This is a genomic window from Ruegeria sp. BJ6, assembly GCF_056537885.1.
Window position 1 is genome coordinate 136,938 of record NZ_JBQFSG010000003.1, and the last position, 15,781, is coordinate 152,718.

At 56.9% G+C, this 15,781-nt stretch carries 13 protein-coding genes; 7 read left to right on the top strand and 6 right to left on the bottom strand.

Translation table 11 applies throughout. The annotated features are described in order from the left end of the window. Window positions 1-3: 3 nt before the first annotated feature. Genes ACR0D6_RS09550 through ACR0D6_RS09560 form a run of 3 tightly spaced genes read right to left on the bottom strand, consistent with a single transcriptional unit; the run spans window position 4 to window position 3,985 of the window. Complete coding sequence (locus ACR0D6_RS09550; RefSeq protein WP_480765341.1) at window positions 4-783, bottom strand: carnitinyl-CoA dehydratase; 780 nt, start codon at window positions 781-783, stop codon at window positions 4-6. Beyond that, a complete protein-coding gene (locus ACR0D6_RS09555; RefSeq protein WP_480765342.1) occupies window positions 780-2,828 on the bottom strand; it encodes an acetate--CoA ligase family protein in 2,049 nt (682 codons plus the stop codon). Before ACR0D6_RS09555 ends, ACR0D6_RS09550 begins: the two co-directional genes overlap by 4 nt. Next, window positions 2,825-3,985, bottom strand: coding sequence for an acyl-CoA dehydrogenase family protein (locus ACR0D6_RS09560; RefSeq protein WP_480765343.1), 1,161 nt, complete (start codon window positions 3,983-3,985; stop codon window positions 2,825-2,827). The genes ACR0D6_RS09555 and ACR0D6_RS09560 overlap by 4 nt, the downstream gene beginning before the upstream one ends. 77 nt (window positions 3,986-4,062) lie before the next feature. Here ACR0D6_RS09560 and ACR0D6_RS09565 point away from each other — a divergent pair, with 77 nt between their 5' ends. Next, the gene (locus ACR0D6_RS09565; protein WP_480765344.1) at window positions 4,063-5,022 is read left to right on the top strand and encodes a GlxA family transcriptional regulator; all 960 of its coding nucleotides are present in this window, start codon (window positions 4,063-4,065) and stop codon (window positions 5,020-5,022) included. Window positions 5,023-5,488: 466 nt separating this feature from the next. Here the strand turns inward: ACR0D6_RS09565 and ACR0D6_RS09570 are convergent, their stop codons facing one another. Further along, window positions 5,489-7,066, bottom strand: coding sequence for a DUF5928 domain-containing protein (locus ACR0D6_RS09570; RefSeq protein ID WP_480765345.1), 1,578 nt, complete (start codon window positions 7,064-7,066; stop codon window positions 5,489-5,491). A 144-nt stretch (window positions 7,067-7,210) separates the two neighbouring features. Here ACR0D6_RS09570 and ACR0D6_RS09575 point away from each other — a divergent pair, with 144 nt between their 5' ends. Next, the gene (locus tag ACR0D6_RS09575; protein ID WP_480765346.1) at window positions 7,211-8,029 is read left to right on the top strand and encodes a sulfotransferase family protein; all 819 of its coding nucleotides are present in this window, start codon (window positions 7,211-7,213) and stop codon (window positions 8,027-8,029) included. Between the two features lie 99 nt (window positions 8,030-8,128). On the opposite strand, the gene ilvD is transcribed toward ACR0D6_RS09575, so the two are convergent. Further along, window positions 8,129-9,961, bottom strand: coding sequence for a dihydroxy-acid dehydratase (gene ilvD / locus ACR0D6_RS09580; protein WP_170653676.1), 1,833 nt, complete (start codon window positions 9,959-9,961; stop codon window positions 8,129-8,131). A 105-nt stretch (window positions 9,962-10,066) separates the two neighbouring features. Here ilvD and ACR0D6_RS09585 point away from each other — a divergent pair, with 105 nt between their 5' ends. The 5 genes from ACR0D6_RS09585 to ACR0D6_RS09605 all read left to right on the top strand — a co-directional run bounded on the left by ACR0D6_RS09585 (window position 10,067) and on the right by ACR0D6_RS09605 (window position 14,316). Further along, a complete protein-coding gene (locus ACR0D6_RS09585) occupies window positions 10,067-10,624 on the top strand; it encodes an XRE family transcriptional regulator (protein WP_170653948.1) in 558 nt (185 codons plus the stop codon). Window positions 10,625-10,663: 39 nt separating this feature from the next. After that, window positions 10,664-10,939: a CBU_0592 family membrane protein gene (locus tag ACR0D6_RS09590; RefSeq protein ID WP_170653678.1), complete on the top strand. Its 276-nt coding sequence runs from the start codon at window positions 10,664-10,666 to the stop codon at window positions 10,937-10,939. Between the two features lie 123 nt (window positions 10,940-11,062). Continuing rightward, window positions 11,063-12,208: a Hint domain-containing protein gene (locus ACR0D6_RS09595; protein ID WP_170653680.1), complete on the top strand. Its 1,146-nt coding sequence runs from the start codon at window positions 11,063-11,065 to the stop codon at window positions 12,206-12,208. Between the two features lie 69 nt (window positions 12,209-12,277). After that, window positions 12,278-13,132, top strand: a complete 855-nt coding sequence (sseA, locus tag ACR0D6_RS09600; RefSeq protein ID WP_480765347.1) for a 3-mercaptopyruvate sulfurtransferase — start codon at window positions 12,278-12,280, stop codon at window positions 13,130-13,132. After that, on the top strand, window positions 13,132-14,316 hold the full coding sequence (locus ACR0D6_RS09605) for an amino acid aminotransferase (protein WP_480765348.1): 1,185 nt from the start codon (window positions 13,132-13,134) through the stop codon (window positions 14,314-14,316). Before sseA ends, ACR0D6_RS09605 begins: the two co-directional genes overlap by 1 nt. A gap of 129 nt (window positions 14,317-14,445) precedes the next feature. Here ACR0D6_RS09605 and ACR0D6_RS09610 read toward each other — a convergent pair whose 3' ends face one another. Continuing rightward, window positions 14,446-15,759, bottom strand: a complete 1,314-nt coding sequence (locus tag ACR0D6_RS09610) for an ammonium transporter (protein ID WP_170653686.1) — start codon at window positions 15,757-15,759, stop codon at window positions 14,446-14,448. Window positions 15,760-15,781: the final 22 nt, after the last annotated feature.

Below are 15,781 nucleotides of genomic sequence, written 5' to 3' on the forward strand. Positions count from 1 at the left end.
GCGTTATCGCCCTTTCCACACGGGATCGCGCTTTTCGGCAAAGGCCAGTGCACCTTCCTTGTTATCGTCGGAGCCATAAAGAACGTCCACGGTACGCAACTGGCGTTTGGTGATCTTGTTCATGACATCCTGGAACTTGGAGTCTTCAGCTTCGCGCACGACCTCCTTGATCGCAGCGTAAACAAGTGGCGGACCACTCGCCAAAAGGCGGGCCAGTTCCCAGGCCCGGTCGAGAAGCTGATCGGCGGGAACAATTTCATTTATCAGACCCCATCTGTGCGCCTCTTCGGTGTCAAACCAGCGCCCGGTCAACAGCAACTCCATGGCGATGTGATACGGGATGCGTTTTGGCAGTTTCACACTGGCCGCATCGGCGACAGTACCTGAACGAATCTCGGGCAGGGCAAAGGTCGCGTGGTCTGCCGCCAAGATCATGTCCGCGCTGAGGGCAAGCTCCAGACCGCCACCACATGCAATTCCGTTCACCGCCGCGATAACGGGTTTGTTCATGTCCCGTAATTCCTGCAGCCCCCCGAATCCGCCAACGCCATAGTCACCGTCCACCGCATCGCCATCTGCCGCCGCCTTCAGATCCCACCCCGGGCAAAAGAACTTTTCTCCACCAGCAGTTAGGATCGCGACCCTCAGATCGGGATCATCGCGAAAATCGCGAAAGACCTCACCCATCACGCGGCTGGTCGCCAGATCAATCGCGTTTGCCTTGGGACGATCCAGTGTGACTTCCAGAATGGCGCCATCGCGCCTCGTTTTTACAGGGTTCATGAACTGGCCTTTCGGATCAGGGCATCTACTGCCACCGCAGTTTCGGCGGTGCAAATGAGCGGGTTGATTTCAACTTCACTGACAGTTGCCGCATTGGCAACCACGTATCTTTGAACGGCTTCGACAGCATCCAGAACCGAGTCCATGTTCGCAGCGGAATTACCGCGATACCCTCGTAAAAGGGGCGCACAGGCCAGCTTTCCAAGAGCTGCTTTTACGGCATCCCGGCTCGAAGGGATCAGAACTGAAACGGAATCGCGCAGAATCTCGGTCAACACCCCGCCGGCGCCAACCGTCAGGACAAAACCATGCGCAGGGTCGCGTGTGACACCGATCAGCAATTCTGCCACACCACCGGTCACCATCTCTTCGATCAGGACCTCGCTGGTTCCGATTTCTTCGGTTACAGAAGTCAGATCTTCGGTAGGTACGCCAAGCCTTACGGCCCCGTGTTCGGTCTTGTGCGCCAGCCCAACCCCTTTGACGGCAAACGGCGGTCGCATCTGACAGACGGCATGGTCAACCCCTCCTGCCGTCGCCAAAACACGCCGAGGAGTTTTTACACCAAATTCGGCCAAGGCGTCCTTGGCCTCTGCTTCGGTCAGAACCAGATCAGCCGTGCAACTGGTCGGCAACAACACAGGTTCTGAGGCTTCGGGTTGCGGGCGTGATGCGGCTTCAGCAGCCGAAAGCGCCTCGTGCAACCCGGCGAATGGAACTACGCCCCCGCTCATCAATTGGTGTGCCACATCCTCGGGCATCAGTTCTGGCAGACCGGCAGCAACGGCAAAGGGTCTGCCGGTTTCACGGGCGCAGTTCAACGCTGCCTCGGTAGCACACTTCCAATCCGTTACATCTGTATGCGGATAGTCCACAATCGTCATGGTTAGAGCCACATCCGGTCCCGCCATGGCAGACCAGGCTCGGGTCATTGCCTGAGTATCCCGCCAAATATACGTGTGATAGTCCAGCGGATTGGCCAACGCCACCATTGGGCCAAGCGCCTGACCCAATGCTTCACGCCGGGCTTGCGTCAGCGGTGGAAATACAAGATTTCGGCCTTCGGCCATGTCTGCGATCAGGCTGGCCTCACCCCCGGAACAGCTGATTGAGGCAATGGCATTGCTTTCCAGCCGCCCTGTTACGTGCAGAAGCTTGAGCGTCTCAAGAAAACTTGGGATATCCGAGAGCCGCGCAATCCCCAACCGATCCAGAAACGCCTGCGCGCCCGCATCACTTCCGGCAAGCGAAGCGGTGTGTGAAATCGTTGCGGCCTGTGCATGGGCCGACCGTCCCACCTTGAGCGCGACGATAGGAACACCCTTGGCCCGGGCGCGTTCAGCTAAAGCCTCCCATTTTCTCAGGTCACCAAAACCTTCAATGTGAACGCCGATCGCAGTGATACGGTCGTCCTCCAGCAATGCCGAAGCAATGTCGGCCTGATGTGTCTGGGCCTGATTGCCGCAGGTCAACATAAACGCCAAAGGCAAGGCACGACTTTGCATTGTCATGTTGATGGCAATGTTGGAGCTCTGCGTCAGGATCGCCACACCCTGATCTACCGGCTTCATCCCGTGCTGGTCTGGCCAGATCGCCACCCGCTCAAGCGCATTTACGAAGCCGTAACAGTTCGGGCCAAGGATGGGCATATCGCCAGCAGCAGCAACCAACCGGGTTTGCAAATCAGCAGCCCCTGCATCTTCGGCAATAGCCTCAGTGAAACCCGAGGCAAAACAGACAGCGCCGCCTGCTCCTTTGAGGGACAGGGCCGCAACGGCTTCGATTGAAGCTAGTCGGTTGATGCCAACGAAGGCCACGTCCGGCGCACTGGGCAGGTCCTCGATAGTTGCATATGCCTGCTCACCCAGAATCTCACCAGACCTTGGGTGTACGGGCCAAATCTCACCCTCAAACCCGATTTTGCGCGCCTGTCGGATGACTTCCTTGCACCATGCACCGCCGCCAATAACAGCAAGTGTCGCAGGCGCCAGAACTCTGGTTAGGCGAGACATCGAGCGCCAGCGCGATTTTTCTACTTCTATCATGCACCCAGCGCCCGCAATAAGTCGCGGCTGATAATGTGGCGTTGAATTTCGCTGGTTCCGTCCCAGATCCGTTCAACCCGCGCGTCGCGCCAGAAGCGTTCAAGCGGATAATCGTCCATCAGGCCCATTCCACCATGCACCTGAATCGCAGCGTCGGTCACCCGGGCCAGCATTTCCGATGCATAGAGCTTGGCAGAGGCGATTTCCCGGTTCGCCGGCAAGCCCTTGTCCAGGCGATCCGCAGCCGCAAGTGTCAATAGGTCTGCTGCATCGATTTCCGTGATCATGTCGGCAATCTGAAAGCTCACGCCCTGGAACTTGCCGATTTTCTGGCCGAATTGCTCGCGTGTCGCCGCATAATCCAGCGCAAAGTCAAAGGCCCGACGTGCGCGTCCAACACTCATTGCCGCGACCGTGATCCGGGTCGCATAAAGCCACGTGTTCATCACATCGAAGCCGCCATCGACCTTTCCCAACACCTGAGCATCGGGAAGCCTGCAATCGTCGAATTCAAGCACCATGTTCTTGTAGCCGCGATGGCTGACGGATTTGTAGCCATCCCGAATCGTGAAGCCGGGCGTGCCGCGATCCACCAGAAATGCGGTAATTCGTTTCTTTGGACCCTTAGGCGTCTGATCTTCACCTGTTGCGATAAAAACGATGATAAAGTCGGCATGTTCGGCGCCCGAGATGAAATGTTTGGTGCCATTTACGACCCAGTCACCGCCATCGCGCACCGCTGAACACTTCATTCCACGCACGTCCGAACCCGCGCCCGGCTCGGTCATTGCAAGGGCGTCCATCTTCTCGCCCCGCACTGCGGGCATCAGGTATTTTTCGATCTGATCGCCTTCGCAGGCCATCAGGATGTTCTGTGGTCGGCCAAAGAAATGGTTCAATGCCATCGAGCCGCGCCCAAGTTCACGTTCGACCAGAGCGAATTCCAGATGATTGAGCCCGGCGCCTCCGACGCTCTCGGGGAAGTTGCAGGCGTAAAATCCCAACTCCAACGTCTTGCGTTTGATGTCGTCGGCAATCTCTTTCGGAACTTCTCCGCTCCGTTCCACGAGGTCTTCATGGGGATAAATCTCGTTCTCCACAAAGCTGCGGACGGTTGAGACAATCATCTCCTGCTCTTCGGACAGGCCATACTGCATTGTTGATCTCCAGATTTGGATTTGGAGTCAGCTTGAAGGGACTTGCCTGACGTATCATGCAGGAATAGACATCTTTCATGCCAGATTGGAAAAAACCTACCACCGCAGCGCAGAACTTTGGTGTTCTTCTGTTTGACGGATTTTCGAACCACTGTCTTGCGAACACAGTTGAACCCTTGCGGGCGGCGAATACGCTATCGGGTCGCCTTTTGTTTGAATGGCGTTTTCTGTCGCTGGGGCCGGGGCCGGTTACGTCTTCATCCGGTCTGCAGGTTGCTCCACATGCTACTTTGTCCGACGCAGCCGGGGATATGCTGGTGGTCATGCCGTCCTACGGGTTTCAGGCGCATGGGGGATGGCGAACCCAAGCCAGCCTGCGTTCTGCGGCCGCTCGATTTCAGGTTCTGTGCGGCATGGATACCGGAAGCTGGCTGTTGGCCGAAGCTGGATTGCTCGACGGGTATCGGGCCACAATCCATTGGGAGGAACTAACGGCCTTTTCTGAGCGGTTCCCCGAGGTTGAAAGCAGCAGGGAGCGCTATGTCATTGATGAAAACCGCATCACATGTTCAGGAGCAATGGCGGCTTTTGACCTGATCATGCACCTGATCGGGCGGGATCATGGACAGGCGCTGGCGTTGGAGGTCGCGCAACTGTTCATGACGCGCGAGTCGGCTCGCTCTCACTTTGGGGGGGCCGGATCGACCAGTATTTCGGTCAACAAGGCACTGGCACTGATGCAGGAACATGTAGAGGATCCCATCTCAATTCCTGAAATCGCACGGCGGACTGGCAGGTCGCTGAAGGTACTTGAGACGCGCATGCAAGCCGAACTTGGTGCGAACCCGGCCCAGGTCTATCGCCGCCTGCGCCTGAATCTGGCGCGAAAGCTTGTTGTTGAAACGGACCTTTCGGTTGGCGAGATCGCCTTACGATCAGGCTATGGTAACCCGAGTGCAATGACACGTGCATTTCGCGCTGAGTTTGGCGCATCTCCGCGAGCGATGAGGGCTGGCCTTGATAAGGTTAGAGACTGATTGCGGTGTTTTCCTGAAAAACGACCTTGTTCTCCGGCATGTAGTTGAATTCTGTGACATCGTACTTGGCACTCTCAAAACCGGCACCGAACGGCAAATTCGGCACAGAAGTCAGACACACTTGCCGGTCTGATTAAGCCAAAACGCGCCGCTATCACAGGTTGATCGCATTCCGTTCAATCAACTGGTTTCCGCGGTGGCGACAGTCAATTTCAAAGAAAAGCTTGGACACATTTTCGCCATAATGACAGACTGACAGTGAGGGTGGCACGTCTTTATTTTATCACGTTAGTATTCCTCAGGGGGGTAAGAGTTCGGCGTGCCACCCCACGAAAATCCCAACTTCAACTGGTAGTGTTGCAGAAGGTTCTGCCTTGGTGTTTCGTGGTTCTCGGAGTTCAGGTTCGTGCCCGGATGGCAGTACAGTCCTGAACCACGGTTGGACATCGGGCTGGACGGTGTGCGTTTAGTCGGAGAACAGATAATCCAACTGCATGATCTTTCTGCTCTGATCTTCCGAGAGTGACAGAAATTCAGCAATATTAACTGCGTTCTCATCCATGGAAGACGTCTCGGCAATCCGCCAGAGCTGATCGATACCCGCATCGCGGATACAATCAGATTCGTAAGCCAGGTCGTTGCGGATTGTCGGCAGCAAGTGTTTCATGGTTGCTTCCGGAGTGTGGGGTGCCGCCAATCCGACACGACGGGCGTGTCCAATCAGATAGTCGTCGGAATACTGGCATCTGATCTCCATGACATGCGTCTTTGCCTGATCGGCGCAAAAGTCCTGGATCAGATCCAGATTTGCGGGATCGACACATATGATCAGCCTGTCGGTATCGAATTGTTCGAACAACATTCCAACAACGGCGCGGCGATGCCGGTTGCGTTTCTCTAGCGTGGTCTGAATGCCCCCGAGATCAGGAAGCCAAGTGTCCTCTTCGTTAAACAGATACTGGACGCTTTTGATATCCGTTTCATCGCTGATCCGTTGCACAAGCCGCTTTGCGACGTGCCACTTTTTGCAAACAACCAGAAACAGCTGGCGTTCGGGTCCTGTGGTGCTGCCCACTTCCCAGAACCGGCGTCCGAACCGGCGTCCGACCCTGCCGCGGCCTGCCAGAAAGCTGTACAGGTTCCGGCCCTCGTTCGAGATGCGGAATTCCACGCCACTGCTGGCGTAGAGATTTCCCAGACGCTCTTTCAGTTCTGTCGCTTCCGGGCTGATTTTACGGGCGAACAGATAGTCTTGGGCCAAAAGCATGTCATAGTGGTCATTGCAGAAAGTGACCGGCATGCCATAGTCCGAGAAGATCAGAAACGTGAGCGTCCGGTTCTCGATCTCTTCTTTGGGAACGAAGTGGCGCACGAGCGTTTGAAAGAACGTTTCATCCGGAATCCACGTCGTCGAAAAGAACCTCTTTACGTCCCGACGCTTGCGCAGAAACTCAAGTATCATTTCGATGGTCCGACGGCGCAGGCACCACCATTGGCTACCGATCATGATCTGCATGTCATGCGGAACTTCGCGGGTCAGCCCGAATTTCTTTTGCAGTTCGTAAGATGTGTAAAATCGCCGGGCTTGCGTTCTTTCGTTGAAATAGTGGCGATAGATCAGCCGGTCTTCCTTCATTCCGGTCTTGATCCAGTCGCTTTCGAAAAAGTCGTGACTTTCGATGAAATCAGCGTCGTTTTCATCCAGAAAGCGATGGGTATATTCCGCCGTCTTGATCGCCATGCAGTCGCCAGACAGCATGTAGAAATGGGTGGCGCGCGGGAACGCCTCAACCGCGGCTTCTATTGCGTGTAACGTGGCCTGAACCAGTGACCACGCCCCCCAGCCGCATTTGATGCGTTTGCGTGCGAATGTGACATTTGGGTTGTCTTTCAGCGCATTGCGAATGCGATTGTAATCAACCGCGCTGGCACGGGCGTCGAAATGGATCGCCATGTAGTCGCCAGCAGCTGTCAACTGTTCGGCCTGTGCGATGATTGCATCAGGACCTTTGTGGCACAGCAAAATATACGCAATTCTTGCCATTATAGGTACGATTTTTCCGGTTTCCGCCTGGTTTCACCCCTGATACTGAGGATGAGCGATTGAATAAACAGAATATTTTTGGTTCTTTGAACCCAAAAGCTGGCCGATCAGTTTGAGACTCGGTGGGCGAAGGAGGGGTGGCATATGGGATTTCCAGGCACGTGGATGACGGAAAGCGAAAGCGTGGTTTACCGCGTCGTGCCGAAATGCGCATGTTCAACCATCGGCCAGATCATGTATTTTTCGGATCACGGGCAGTTCTTTGACGGCGATATTCACGATGCCAAAGACGGCATGCATAAATGGGCCTTCGATCAGAGCCAGGGGCCGATTTCCAACAATGTCCGTGCGCATCGCTCCTATGCGTTCACCTGTGTTCGCAACCCGTATACACGTATCCTAAGCTCGTTCTTTGACAAGATTTGCGGTATCCAGCGCAACGGCCGTCGCTATCGCGGAAATCTTGTGCCGTCGCTGGTCTACAACTACGGGATCGAGGTCGGCGGCGATGACGGGCGGGGTGATTTTGACCAGATCAAGAGTTTCAGGCGCTTTCTGCTGTTTGCCCGTGACACGATCCGCTGGCGTCGCCCGATGGACCCGGACATTCATTGGTCGGCCATGTCGGGGCATGTATCAACCTTTATCGTCAATGGCGGTCGGTATGACCAAATTTTCTGGACCGAAAAGTTCAATGACGGAATGCAGGGCGTCCTGAACCATATTGAAACACCCAACTCGATAAATCTGTCTGAAATTCCTCGGTTCAACGAGTCCGAGGGGCACGGCCCGAAGCGTGCGCATCCGGTAGAGGACTACTTTGACGATCTGTCGATGCATCTAGTCTATGAAATCTACAAAAGCGATTTCGAGCTGTTCAAATACGATTTTGAAAACCCGGCCAACAAGATGCCGACAGGTGAGATCGACCTGGACGAAATTCACGCAAAACTGGGTGACTGAAGCCGTAAGTCCCGCACCCGTCTACCCATGCCTGTGACGAGACATCTCTTCCGATTGGGCCCGGCACCGCAGAATGCGCGGTGCCGGGCCCAGGCTTGATCAGACCTGTCGAACGGCCCCTTTCGCCGCACTGGTTGTCAGCTTGGCATAGGCCTTGAGCGCAGTAGACACCTTGCGTTTGCGTGGTTCTGCGGGCACCCATCCCTTTTCGTCCTGTTCTTCGCGCCGCGCCGCCAGTTCCTCGTCCGACACAGCCAGATGGATGGTGCGGTTGGGGATATCGATCTCGATCTTGTCACCCTGTTGCACCAAACCGATCTCACCGCCCTCGGCCGCCTCAGGTGAGACATGGCCGATCGAGAGACCGGAGGTGCCGCCCGAAAAGCGGCCGTCTGTCAGCAGGGCGCAGGCTTTGCCCAGACCTTTGGATTTCAGATAGGAGGTCGGATACAGCATTTCCTGCATGCCCGGCCCGCCGCGGGGACCTTCGTAGCGGATTACGACCACATCACCTGCCTCGACCTTGCCGGTCAGAATGTCGTTGACCGCCTGATCCTGGCTTTCGCAGACATAGGCGGTGCCGGTGAAGGTCAGGCTGCTCGGGTCGACGCCTGCGGTTTTCACGATGCACCCCTCGCGGGCGATGTTACCGAACAGCACTGCCAGTCCGCCATCCTGACTGAACGCGTGCTCTTTGTTCCGGATAACGCCGTTTTCGCGGTCAGTGTCCAGTTCCTTGTATCGGTTTGACTGGCTGAACGCCTGCGTGGTGCGAACGCCGCCCGGTGCGGCTTTGAAAAGTTCCTGCGCCTTGGGGTTGTTGGCGATCTTGATATCCCAGTTTGCAATCGCCTCAGCCATCGTCGCCGAATGCACCGTGCTGCAATCTTCGTGCAGCAGCCCCGCCCGGCTCAGTTCGCCCAGAATCGAGAAGATGCCGCCCGCGCGGTGGACGTCTTCCATGTGGACATTCTCAGTATTTGGCGCGACCTTGCACAGACACGGCACCTTGCGGCTCAGGTGATCCATATCGCTCATGTTGAAATGAACCTCGCCTTCATGCGCGATGGCCAGCAGGTGCAGCACGGTGTTGGTCGAGCCACCCATGGCGATATCAAGGCTCATGGCGTTTTCAAACGCTTCGAAGGTTGCGATCTCGCGCGGCAGGAAGCCTTTTTCGTCCAGCTCATAGTGGCGTTTGGTGATCTCGACGATGCGGCGTCCAGCTTCAAGGAACAGGTCCTTGCGGTCGGCATGGGTGGCCAGCGTCGAGCCATTGCCCGGCAGTGCCAGACCCAGTGCCTCGGCCAGACAGTTCATCGAGTTGGCGGTAAACATGCCCGAGCACGACCCGCAAGTCGGGCAGGCGTTTTCCTCGATATGCTTAACCTGCTCATCAGTGTAATGATCATCGGCGGCAGCGACCATCGCATCGACAAGGTCGATCTTCTTGACGTCCAGATCGGCAATGTCGATCTTGCCTGCCTCCATCGGCCCGCCCGAGACAAAGATGGCCGGAATGTTCAGGCGCATCGCCGCCATCAGCATTCCGGGCGTGATCTTGTCACAGTTCGAGATACAGACCATGGCATCAGCGCAATGGGCGTTGACCATGTATTCGACGGAATCCGCGATCACCTCACGCGAAGGCAGTGAATACAGCATACCATCATGGCCCATGGCGATACCGTCATCCACCGCAATGGTGTTGAATTCTTTGGCGACACCGCCTGCGGCCTCGACCTCGCGGGCGACCATCTGGCCCAGATCCTTCAGGTGTACGTGGCCCGGAACAAACTGCGTGAACGAGTTGACGATTGCGATGATCGGCTTGCCAAAATCGCTCTCGGTCATGCCGGTGGCGCGCCACAGCCCGCGGGCACCGGCCATGTTACGGCCATGTGTGGAAGTTCTGGATCGGTACATTGGCATGATGCTGTTTCCCTTTTGCCCGCCCTGCGATAGGGGTTGCGTATGTTATAGCGCACGCTACCCTATGTGCGTTATAACGTACAAGCGATATTGCAGGGCATGAGCATGGATTCGGACGAAATTACCCTCAGACTACGCGATGTGCGCGCCGCAGCGGGTCTGAGCCTGTCGAAAGTGGCTGAAATGACCGGGGTCAGCAAGGCGATGCTGGGCCAGATCGAGCGTGGCGAATCAAGTCCGACCATCGCCACGCTGTGGAAGATCGCCAAGGGTTTTCAATTACCGCTGAGCGCGCTGATCGGTTCCGCGGAACTGCGTGATCCGGCAGATGCCGGTGTGTTCCGCACCGTGACCTTTCCTGGCAGCATCAAGGTAAAGATCGTATTCCCGTTCGACCCGACCCTTGGGGCCGAGACGTTTCACGTCGATTTGACAGCGGACCAGTGTCACGAGTCACCCGCCCATGCAGCCGGCGTGACCGAAGAGGTTTTTGTACTGGATGGCACGCTGGATGTGCTGCGTGATGGAGAGTGGATCACGCTGCAGGCCGGTCAGGGGTTGCGTTTTGCCGCTGATCTGCCACATGGCTACCGTGCTGGCGGGGCAGGCGCAGCATTTCTCAACATGCACCACTATGCGCAACAGGGCGCAGCGATCGTCTGATGCCATCAGTATTGGAACATCGCTTTTCGGAGGCAGAACATGACAGCATTTTTTGACACCCTGACGCTGGCGGATGCTGTCGGTTCGTTTGGGGCACTTATGGTGGTTGCGGCGTATTTCGCTACTCAGATGCGCTGGATGAATTCCGAGGATCTGGCTTTTCCGGTCGTTAACATGCTGGGGTCGGTCCTGATCGTCTATTCACTTTTACAGAACTTCAATCTCGCTTCGATGCTGATCGAGAGTTTCTGGATTGCGATCAGTCTGGTCGGCATCGTTCAACATATACGCCTGCGTCGGGGTGGTTTGCGTTAAGAATCGAAACGCAATATTCATACCCTTCGGTTTTGGTTTAGAGAGCGTATGGCGTTCCGTGGCTGGGGATAGCGCAAGCGGGCCCTAGCGTTAGATTCAGACAAGGCGGCCGGGTACCGGAACATGGCATTCATCTCGGAAATCGATTTTCGCGGCGGCGGTGGCGCAGGAAACGGTGAATCCATCGAAATCATCCTTGGCCCCGGCGATGATCCTGCAGACTTTGTTGTCAGCGCATACCGAAATAACGGCGCCTTGCACACCTCTGCCGGTATTCCGGGGGGCGAGGTTACGCTGTCCAGCCTGACCGGCACACCTGATCCGGATAATCCCGGATTCACCGTCTATGTCATTCCACTGGGTCTGAGAAACGGACCCAGCAATGCGAACGAGGCCAGCGGTGTTGCACTGACCGATACATCATCGGGCAATGTCATCTCGTTTTTCAGCTCTGACAGGCAGGGCACGATCACTGCAACAGAAGGTGCAGCCAATGGTGTAGCGTCGGACCCATTTCTGGACCATCGTGCGCTTTCAGCGGGTGAAAGCTATCAATGGGACATCTTCGGCAATCAGACGATCGGGCCCGCAACGCCCGGGGATGCCGTATTGTGCCTGACAGCCGGAAGCGCGGTTCGCACGTCCAACGGTCATGTTTGCCCAACGCAACTTGCGGCGGGCGATCTGGTCTGGACACTGGACCACGGCTATCAGCCGCTTCGTTGGGTGGGCCTGAGACGGGTAACAGCTCAGGAGCTCAGCAATCAGCCCATGCAGCGTCCGATTTTGTTGGGGCAGGGTGCACTGTCAGAAGGCGTGCCCAGAACAGACCTGCATCTTTCGCCGCAGCACAGGGTTCTGATCCGATCCGCAGTAGCGCAACGCATGTTTGGCAGCGAAGAAGTTCTTGCTGCGGCGAAAAAGCTGGATGCCTTTGACGGTATCACTGCAGCGAAGTGCCCCGATGGCGTGATCTATGTGCATCTGCTGTTTGATCGGCATGAGATCATAGACGTCAACGGGGCGCTGGTTGAAAGCCTGCTGATTGCGGATCAGTCCACCGCCGGGCTGCTTGACGGATCGCTTTTGAGTCAGGCCGGAAATCTGCCGCCGGTTTCGATGGCCGCAACCCCGTGTCGCCAGATTGCGCAGGGGCGCCGCTTGCGGCACCTTCTGGAGCGAATGCAAAAGAACGGCAAAGATCTGCAACCAGCTGCCATCTCTTACCCGTCGCCGCAGCGTGTTGGGCGCGGCAATAGCGGCCTGTGAATATCCTGTATCTTGCGTCACATTTCCCGGCAGTATAGGGACACCAATGTGTGCGTAGGGGAGGCTTTGATGCAGGACGATCCGAAAACCCTTGTTTCCACTGAATGGCTTGCCGCTCATATCAAGGACCCGGACCTGAGGGTTCTGGACGGGTCGTGGTATTTGCCGCAGCAAGAGCGCGACGCCAAGGCCGAGTACGAGGCCGCACATATCCCCGGCGCACGTTTCTTTGATATCGACGAGATTTCCGATCATCGCTCGGACCTGCCGCACATGGCACCGCCTGTGGAAAAGTTCATGTCCCGTCTGCGCGCAATGGGCGTCGGCGATGGCCATCAGGTCGTGGTGTATGATGGCGCCGGGCTGATGTCGGCCGCGCGGGTCTGGTGGCTGTTTCGCCTTATGGGGCAAGAGAATGTGGCCGTTCTGGACGGTGGGCTGCCCAAATGGCAGGCTGAAGAGCGTGAAATCGAAGATCTGCCACCGGTCATTCGCGACCGTCATATGACCGTGCGGGTTCAGAACCATCTTGTGCGCGACGTCACGCAGGTGTCTGCCGCCGCCAAGCTGGCCGATCATGAAATTATCGACGCCCGTTCGGCGGGTCGGTTCGCTGGTAGCGAAGCCGAACCGCGCGAAGGCCTGCGCTCGGGCCATATTCCGGGTTCGCGGAACGTGCCATTTGGTGCATTGCTGAACAAAGATGGCACGATGAAATCGCCCGAGGAATGCCGCGCAGTGTTCGAGGCGGCAGGCGTTGACCTGTCCAAGCCCGCGATCACCTCGTGTGGTTCCGGCGTGACCGCCGCGATCCTTAGCCTTGCACTTGAGCGTTTGGGCAAGAAAGATCATTCACTTTACGACGGCTCCTGGGCTGAATGGGGTGCCTTCCCAACCCTGCCCGTCGCAACCGGAGAAACCTGATGTTCGAAAACCTGAAGGCGCAGCCAGCCGACAATATTCTGGCGCTTATGCAGATGTACCGCGACGACCCGCGCGATCAAAAGATTGATCTGGGTGTGGGCGTCTACAAGAATGCCGAAGGGGTGACCCCGGTCATGCGCGCGGTCAAGGCGGCCGAGAAACGCATTCTGGAGGAACAGGAAAGCAAGGCCTATACCGGGCTTGCAGGTGATCCGGCCTTTGCCGATGCGATGATCGGGCTGATTCTGGGTAACGCAGTGCCGCGCGAAAACATTGCGGCCGTGGCAACGCCGGGTGGCACAGGGGCATGTCGTCAGGCCTTTGAGCTTATTCGCATGGCGAATCCGAAAGCCCGTGTTTTCGTGTCAAACCCGACCTGGCCGAACCATTTGTCGATCCTGAACTATCTGGGGATTGAAACGGTTCAGTATCGGTATTTCGACAGCGAGACCCGCGGTGTCGATTTTGCTGGTATGATCGAGGATCTGAAAACCGCCGAGGCCGGAGACGTCGTCCTGCTGCATGGCTGTTGTCACAACCCAACCGGCGCGAACCTCAATCTGGTGCAATGGCAAGAGGTCGTGGCCCTGATCAACGAGCGCGATCTGGTTGCCATGATCGATATTGCCTATCAGGGCTTTGGTGACGGCCTGGAAGAGGACGCGCAGGCGACCCGACTGGTTGCATCGTCGGTCAAGCATTGTGTCATCGCGGCGTCGTGCTCCAAGAATTTCGGTGTCTACCGTGAGCGAACTGGTTTGTTGATGGTCGTCAGCAATGGCGGGGCAGATACCGGGCTGAACCAAAGCAATCTGGCGTTTCTGAACCGCCAGAACTATTCGTTCCCCCCCGATCACGGTGCGCGGGTTGTCACGACAATTCTTAACGATCCCGAACTGCGGGCCGATTGGGAGGCCGAGCTGGAGGAGGTTCGCCTTTCGATGCTGGAGCTGCGTCAGCAACTGGCTGACGAACTGCAGCGCCTGAGCGGATCGGACCGTTTCGGTTTCATTGCGGAACACCGGGGCATGTTCTCGCGTTTGGGCGCGTCGCCCGAGCTGGTCGAGAAGTTGCGCAATGATTACGGGATTTACATGGTTGGCGACAGCCGTCTGAACATTGCCGGATTGAATGCGACGACTGTGCCGATTCTGGCCAAGGCAATCATCGACGCCGGCGTCTGAGCCAGCCATCTGCGAATGACAAAAGCCGCGCAGCACAGCGCGGCTTTTTTTGTGACCCTGTCCAAAAGAACCTACCCAAAAGAAAAAGCCGGGCGCGAACGCCCGGCCTTCGAGTGGTTAACTCAGGACTTAGCCCTTGGAGAACTCGGGGTAAGCTTCCATACCCAGTTCTGCCATGTCGAGGCCGTTGATTTCGTCCTCTTCGCTAACACGGATGCCAAGGGTGGCTTTCAGGATGATCCACAGAACCAGAGCGCCTACAAAAGTGAAGACACCGTATGCGATGATGCCGGTCAGCTGTGTGATCAGGTTTGCTTCCCCGTAGAAGATCACGGCGATGGTGCCCCAGATGCCTGCGAACAGGTGAACCGGAATCGCACCAACAACGTCGTCGATCTTGAACTTGTCCAGCATCGGAACCGCGAAGACCACGATGATACCGCCCACAGCACCGATCCACAGCGCACCGAACAGGGTTGGTGCGAGAGGTTCGGCAGTGATCGAAACCAGACCGGCCAGCGCGCCGTTCAGGACCATGGTAAGGTCAGGCTTCTTGTACAGAAGTTGGGTCAGGATCAGGGCTGCGACGGCACCCGAAGCTGCGGCCATGTTGGTGTTGGCAAAGATGCGCGAGACGTCCGATACATCACCCACGGTGCCCATCGCCAGTTGCGAGCCACCGTTGAAGCCGAACCAGCCCAGCCACAGGATGAACGTACCCAGAGTTGCCAGTGCCAGGTTCGAACCGGGCATTGGGTGTACTTTGCCCTCTTTGGTGTACTTGCCGATACGCGGGCCAAGGACGATGACGCCTGCCAGAGCAGCCCAGCCACCGACCGAGTGTACAACGGTCGAACCGGCGAAGTCGGAAAAGCCCATGCCGTCCAGCCAGCCGCCGCCCCATTTCCACGAACCCGAAATCGGATACATGATACCGGTCAGGACGACGACGAAGATCAGGAAGGGCCACAGTTTGATACGTTCGGCCACGGCACCGGACACGATGGACGCGGTTGCCGCCACAAAGACCAGCTGGAAGAAGAAGTCCGAACCGATCGACGCGTAATCCAGCGCGGCGTCTGCGGGCGCAACACCCACTGCATCAAGCACGGTCGGGCCACCAATGGCAAAGATACCATTGAAGTCGCCCGGATACATCGTGTTGAAGCCAACCAGCCAGTACATGATTGCGGCAATGGAAAACAGCGCTACGTTCTTGATCATCTGCATGGCGACGTTCTTAGAGCGCACCAAGCCGCCTTCCAGCATGGCAAAGCCTGCCGCCATGAAGAAGACGAGGAAACCCGCCATCAGGAACAGCAGCGTGGTAAAGATATACTGGGTGTGCAATGCGGCTTCGCCAGCGGCGGCCTCTTGTGCAAGACCCATCTGCGGCAGCGCAATAATCGCGGCAGCAGGGATGAGAGATTTCTTCAGGTTCATTGTCAGTCCTCGAATGATAGTG

What these genes read in the sequence shown, in the direction of transcription:
- ACR0D6_RS09550 (WP_480765341.1), bottom strand. Translation starts at nt 783, where the DNA reads ATGAACCCTGTAAAAACGAGGCGCGATGGCGCCATTCTGGAAGTCACA.
- ACR0D6_RS09555 (WP_480765342.1), bottom strand. Translation starts at nt 2,828, where the DNA reads ATGATAGAAGTAGAAAAATCGCGCTGGCGCTCGATGTCTCGCCTAACC.
- ACR0D6_RS09560 (WP_480765343.1), bottom strand. Translation starts at nt 3,985, where the DNA reads ATGCAGTATGGCCTGTCCGAAGAGCAGGAGATGATTGTCTCAACCGTC.
- ACR0D6_RS09565 (WP_480765344.1), top strand. Translation starts at nt 4,063, where the DNA reads ATGCCAGATTGGAAAAAACCTACCACCGCAGCGCAGAACTTTGGTGTT.
- ACR0D6_RS09570 (WP_480765345.1), bottom strand. Translation starts at nt 7,066, where the DNA reads ATGGCAAGAATTGCGTATATTTTGCTGTGCCACAAAGGTCCTGATGCA.
- ACR0D6_RS09575 (WP_480765346.1), top strand. Translation starts at nt 7,211, where the DNA reads ATGGGATTTCCAGGCACGTGGATGACGGAAAGCGAAAGCGTGGTTTAC.
- ilvD (WP_170653676.1), bottom strand. Translation starts at nt 9,961, where the DNA reads ATGCCAATGTACCGATCCAGAACTTCCACACATGGCCGTAACATGGCC.
- ACR0D6_RS09585 (WP_170653948.1), top strand. Translation starts at nt 10,067, where the DNA reads ATGGATTCGGACGAAATTACCCTCAGACTACGCGATGTGCGCGCCGCA.
- ACR0D6_RS09590 (WP_170653678.1), top strand. Translation starts at nt 10,664, where the DNA reads ATGACAGCATTTTTTGACACCCTGACGCTGGCGGATGCTGTCGGTTCG.
- ACR0D6_RS09595 (WP_170653680.1), top strand. Translation starts at nt 11,063, where the DNA reads ATGGCATTCATCTCGGAAATCGATTTTCGCGGCGGCGGTGGCGCAGGA.
- sseA (WP_480765347.1), top strand. Translation starts at nt 12,278, where the DNA reads ATGCAGGACGATCCGAAAACCCTTGTTTCCACTGAATGGCTTGCCGCT.
- ACR0D6_RS09605 (WP_480765348.1), top strand. Translation starts at nt 13,132, where the DNA reads ATGTTCGAAAACCTGAAGGCGCAGCCAGCCGACAATATTCTGGCGCTT.
- ACR0D6_RS09610 (WP_170653686.1), bottom strand. Translation starts at nt 15,759, where the DNA reads ATGAACCTGAAGAAATCTCTCATCCCTGCTGCCGCGATTATTGCGCTG.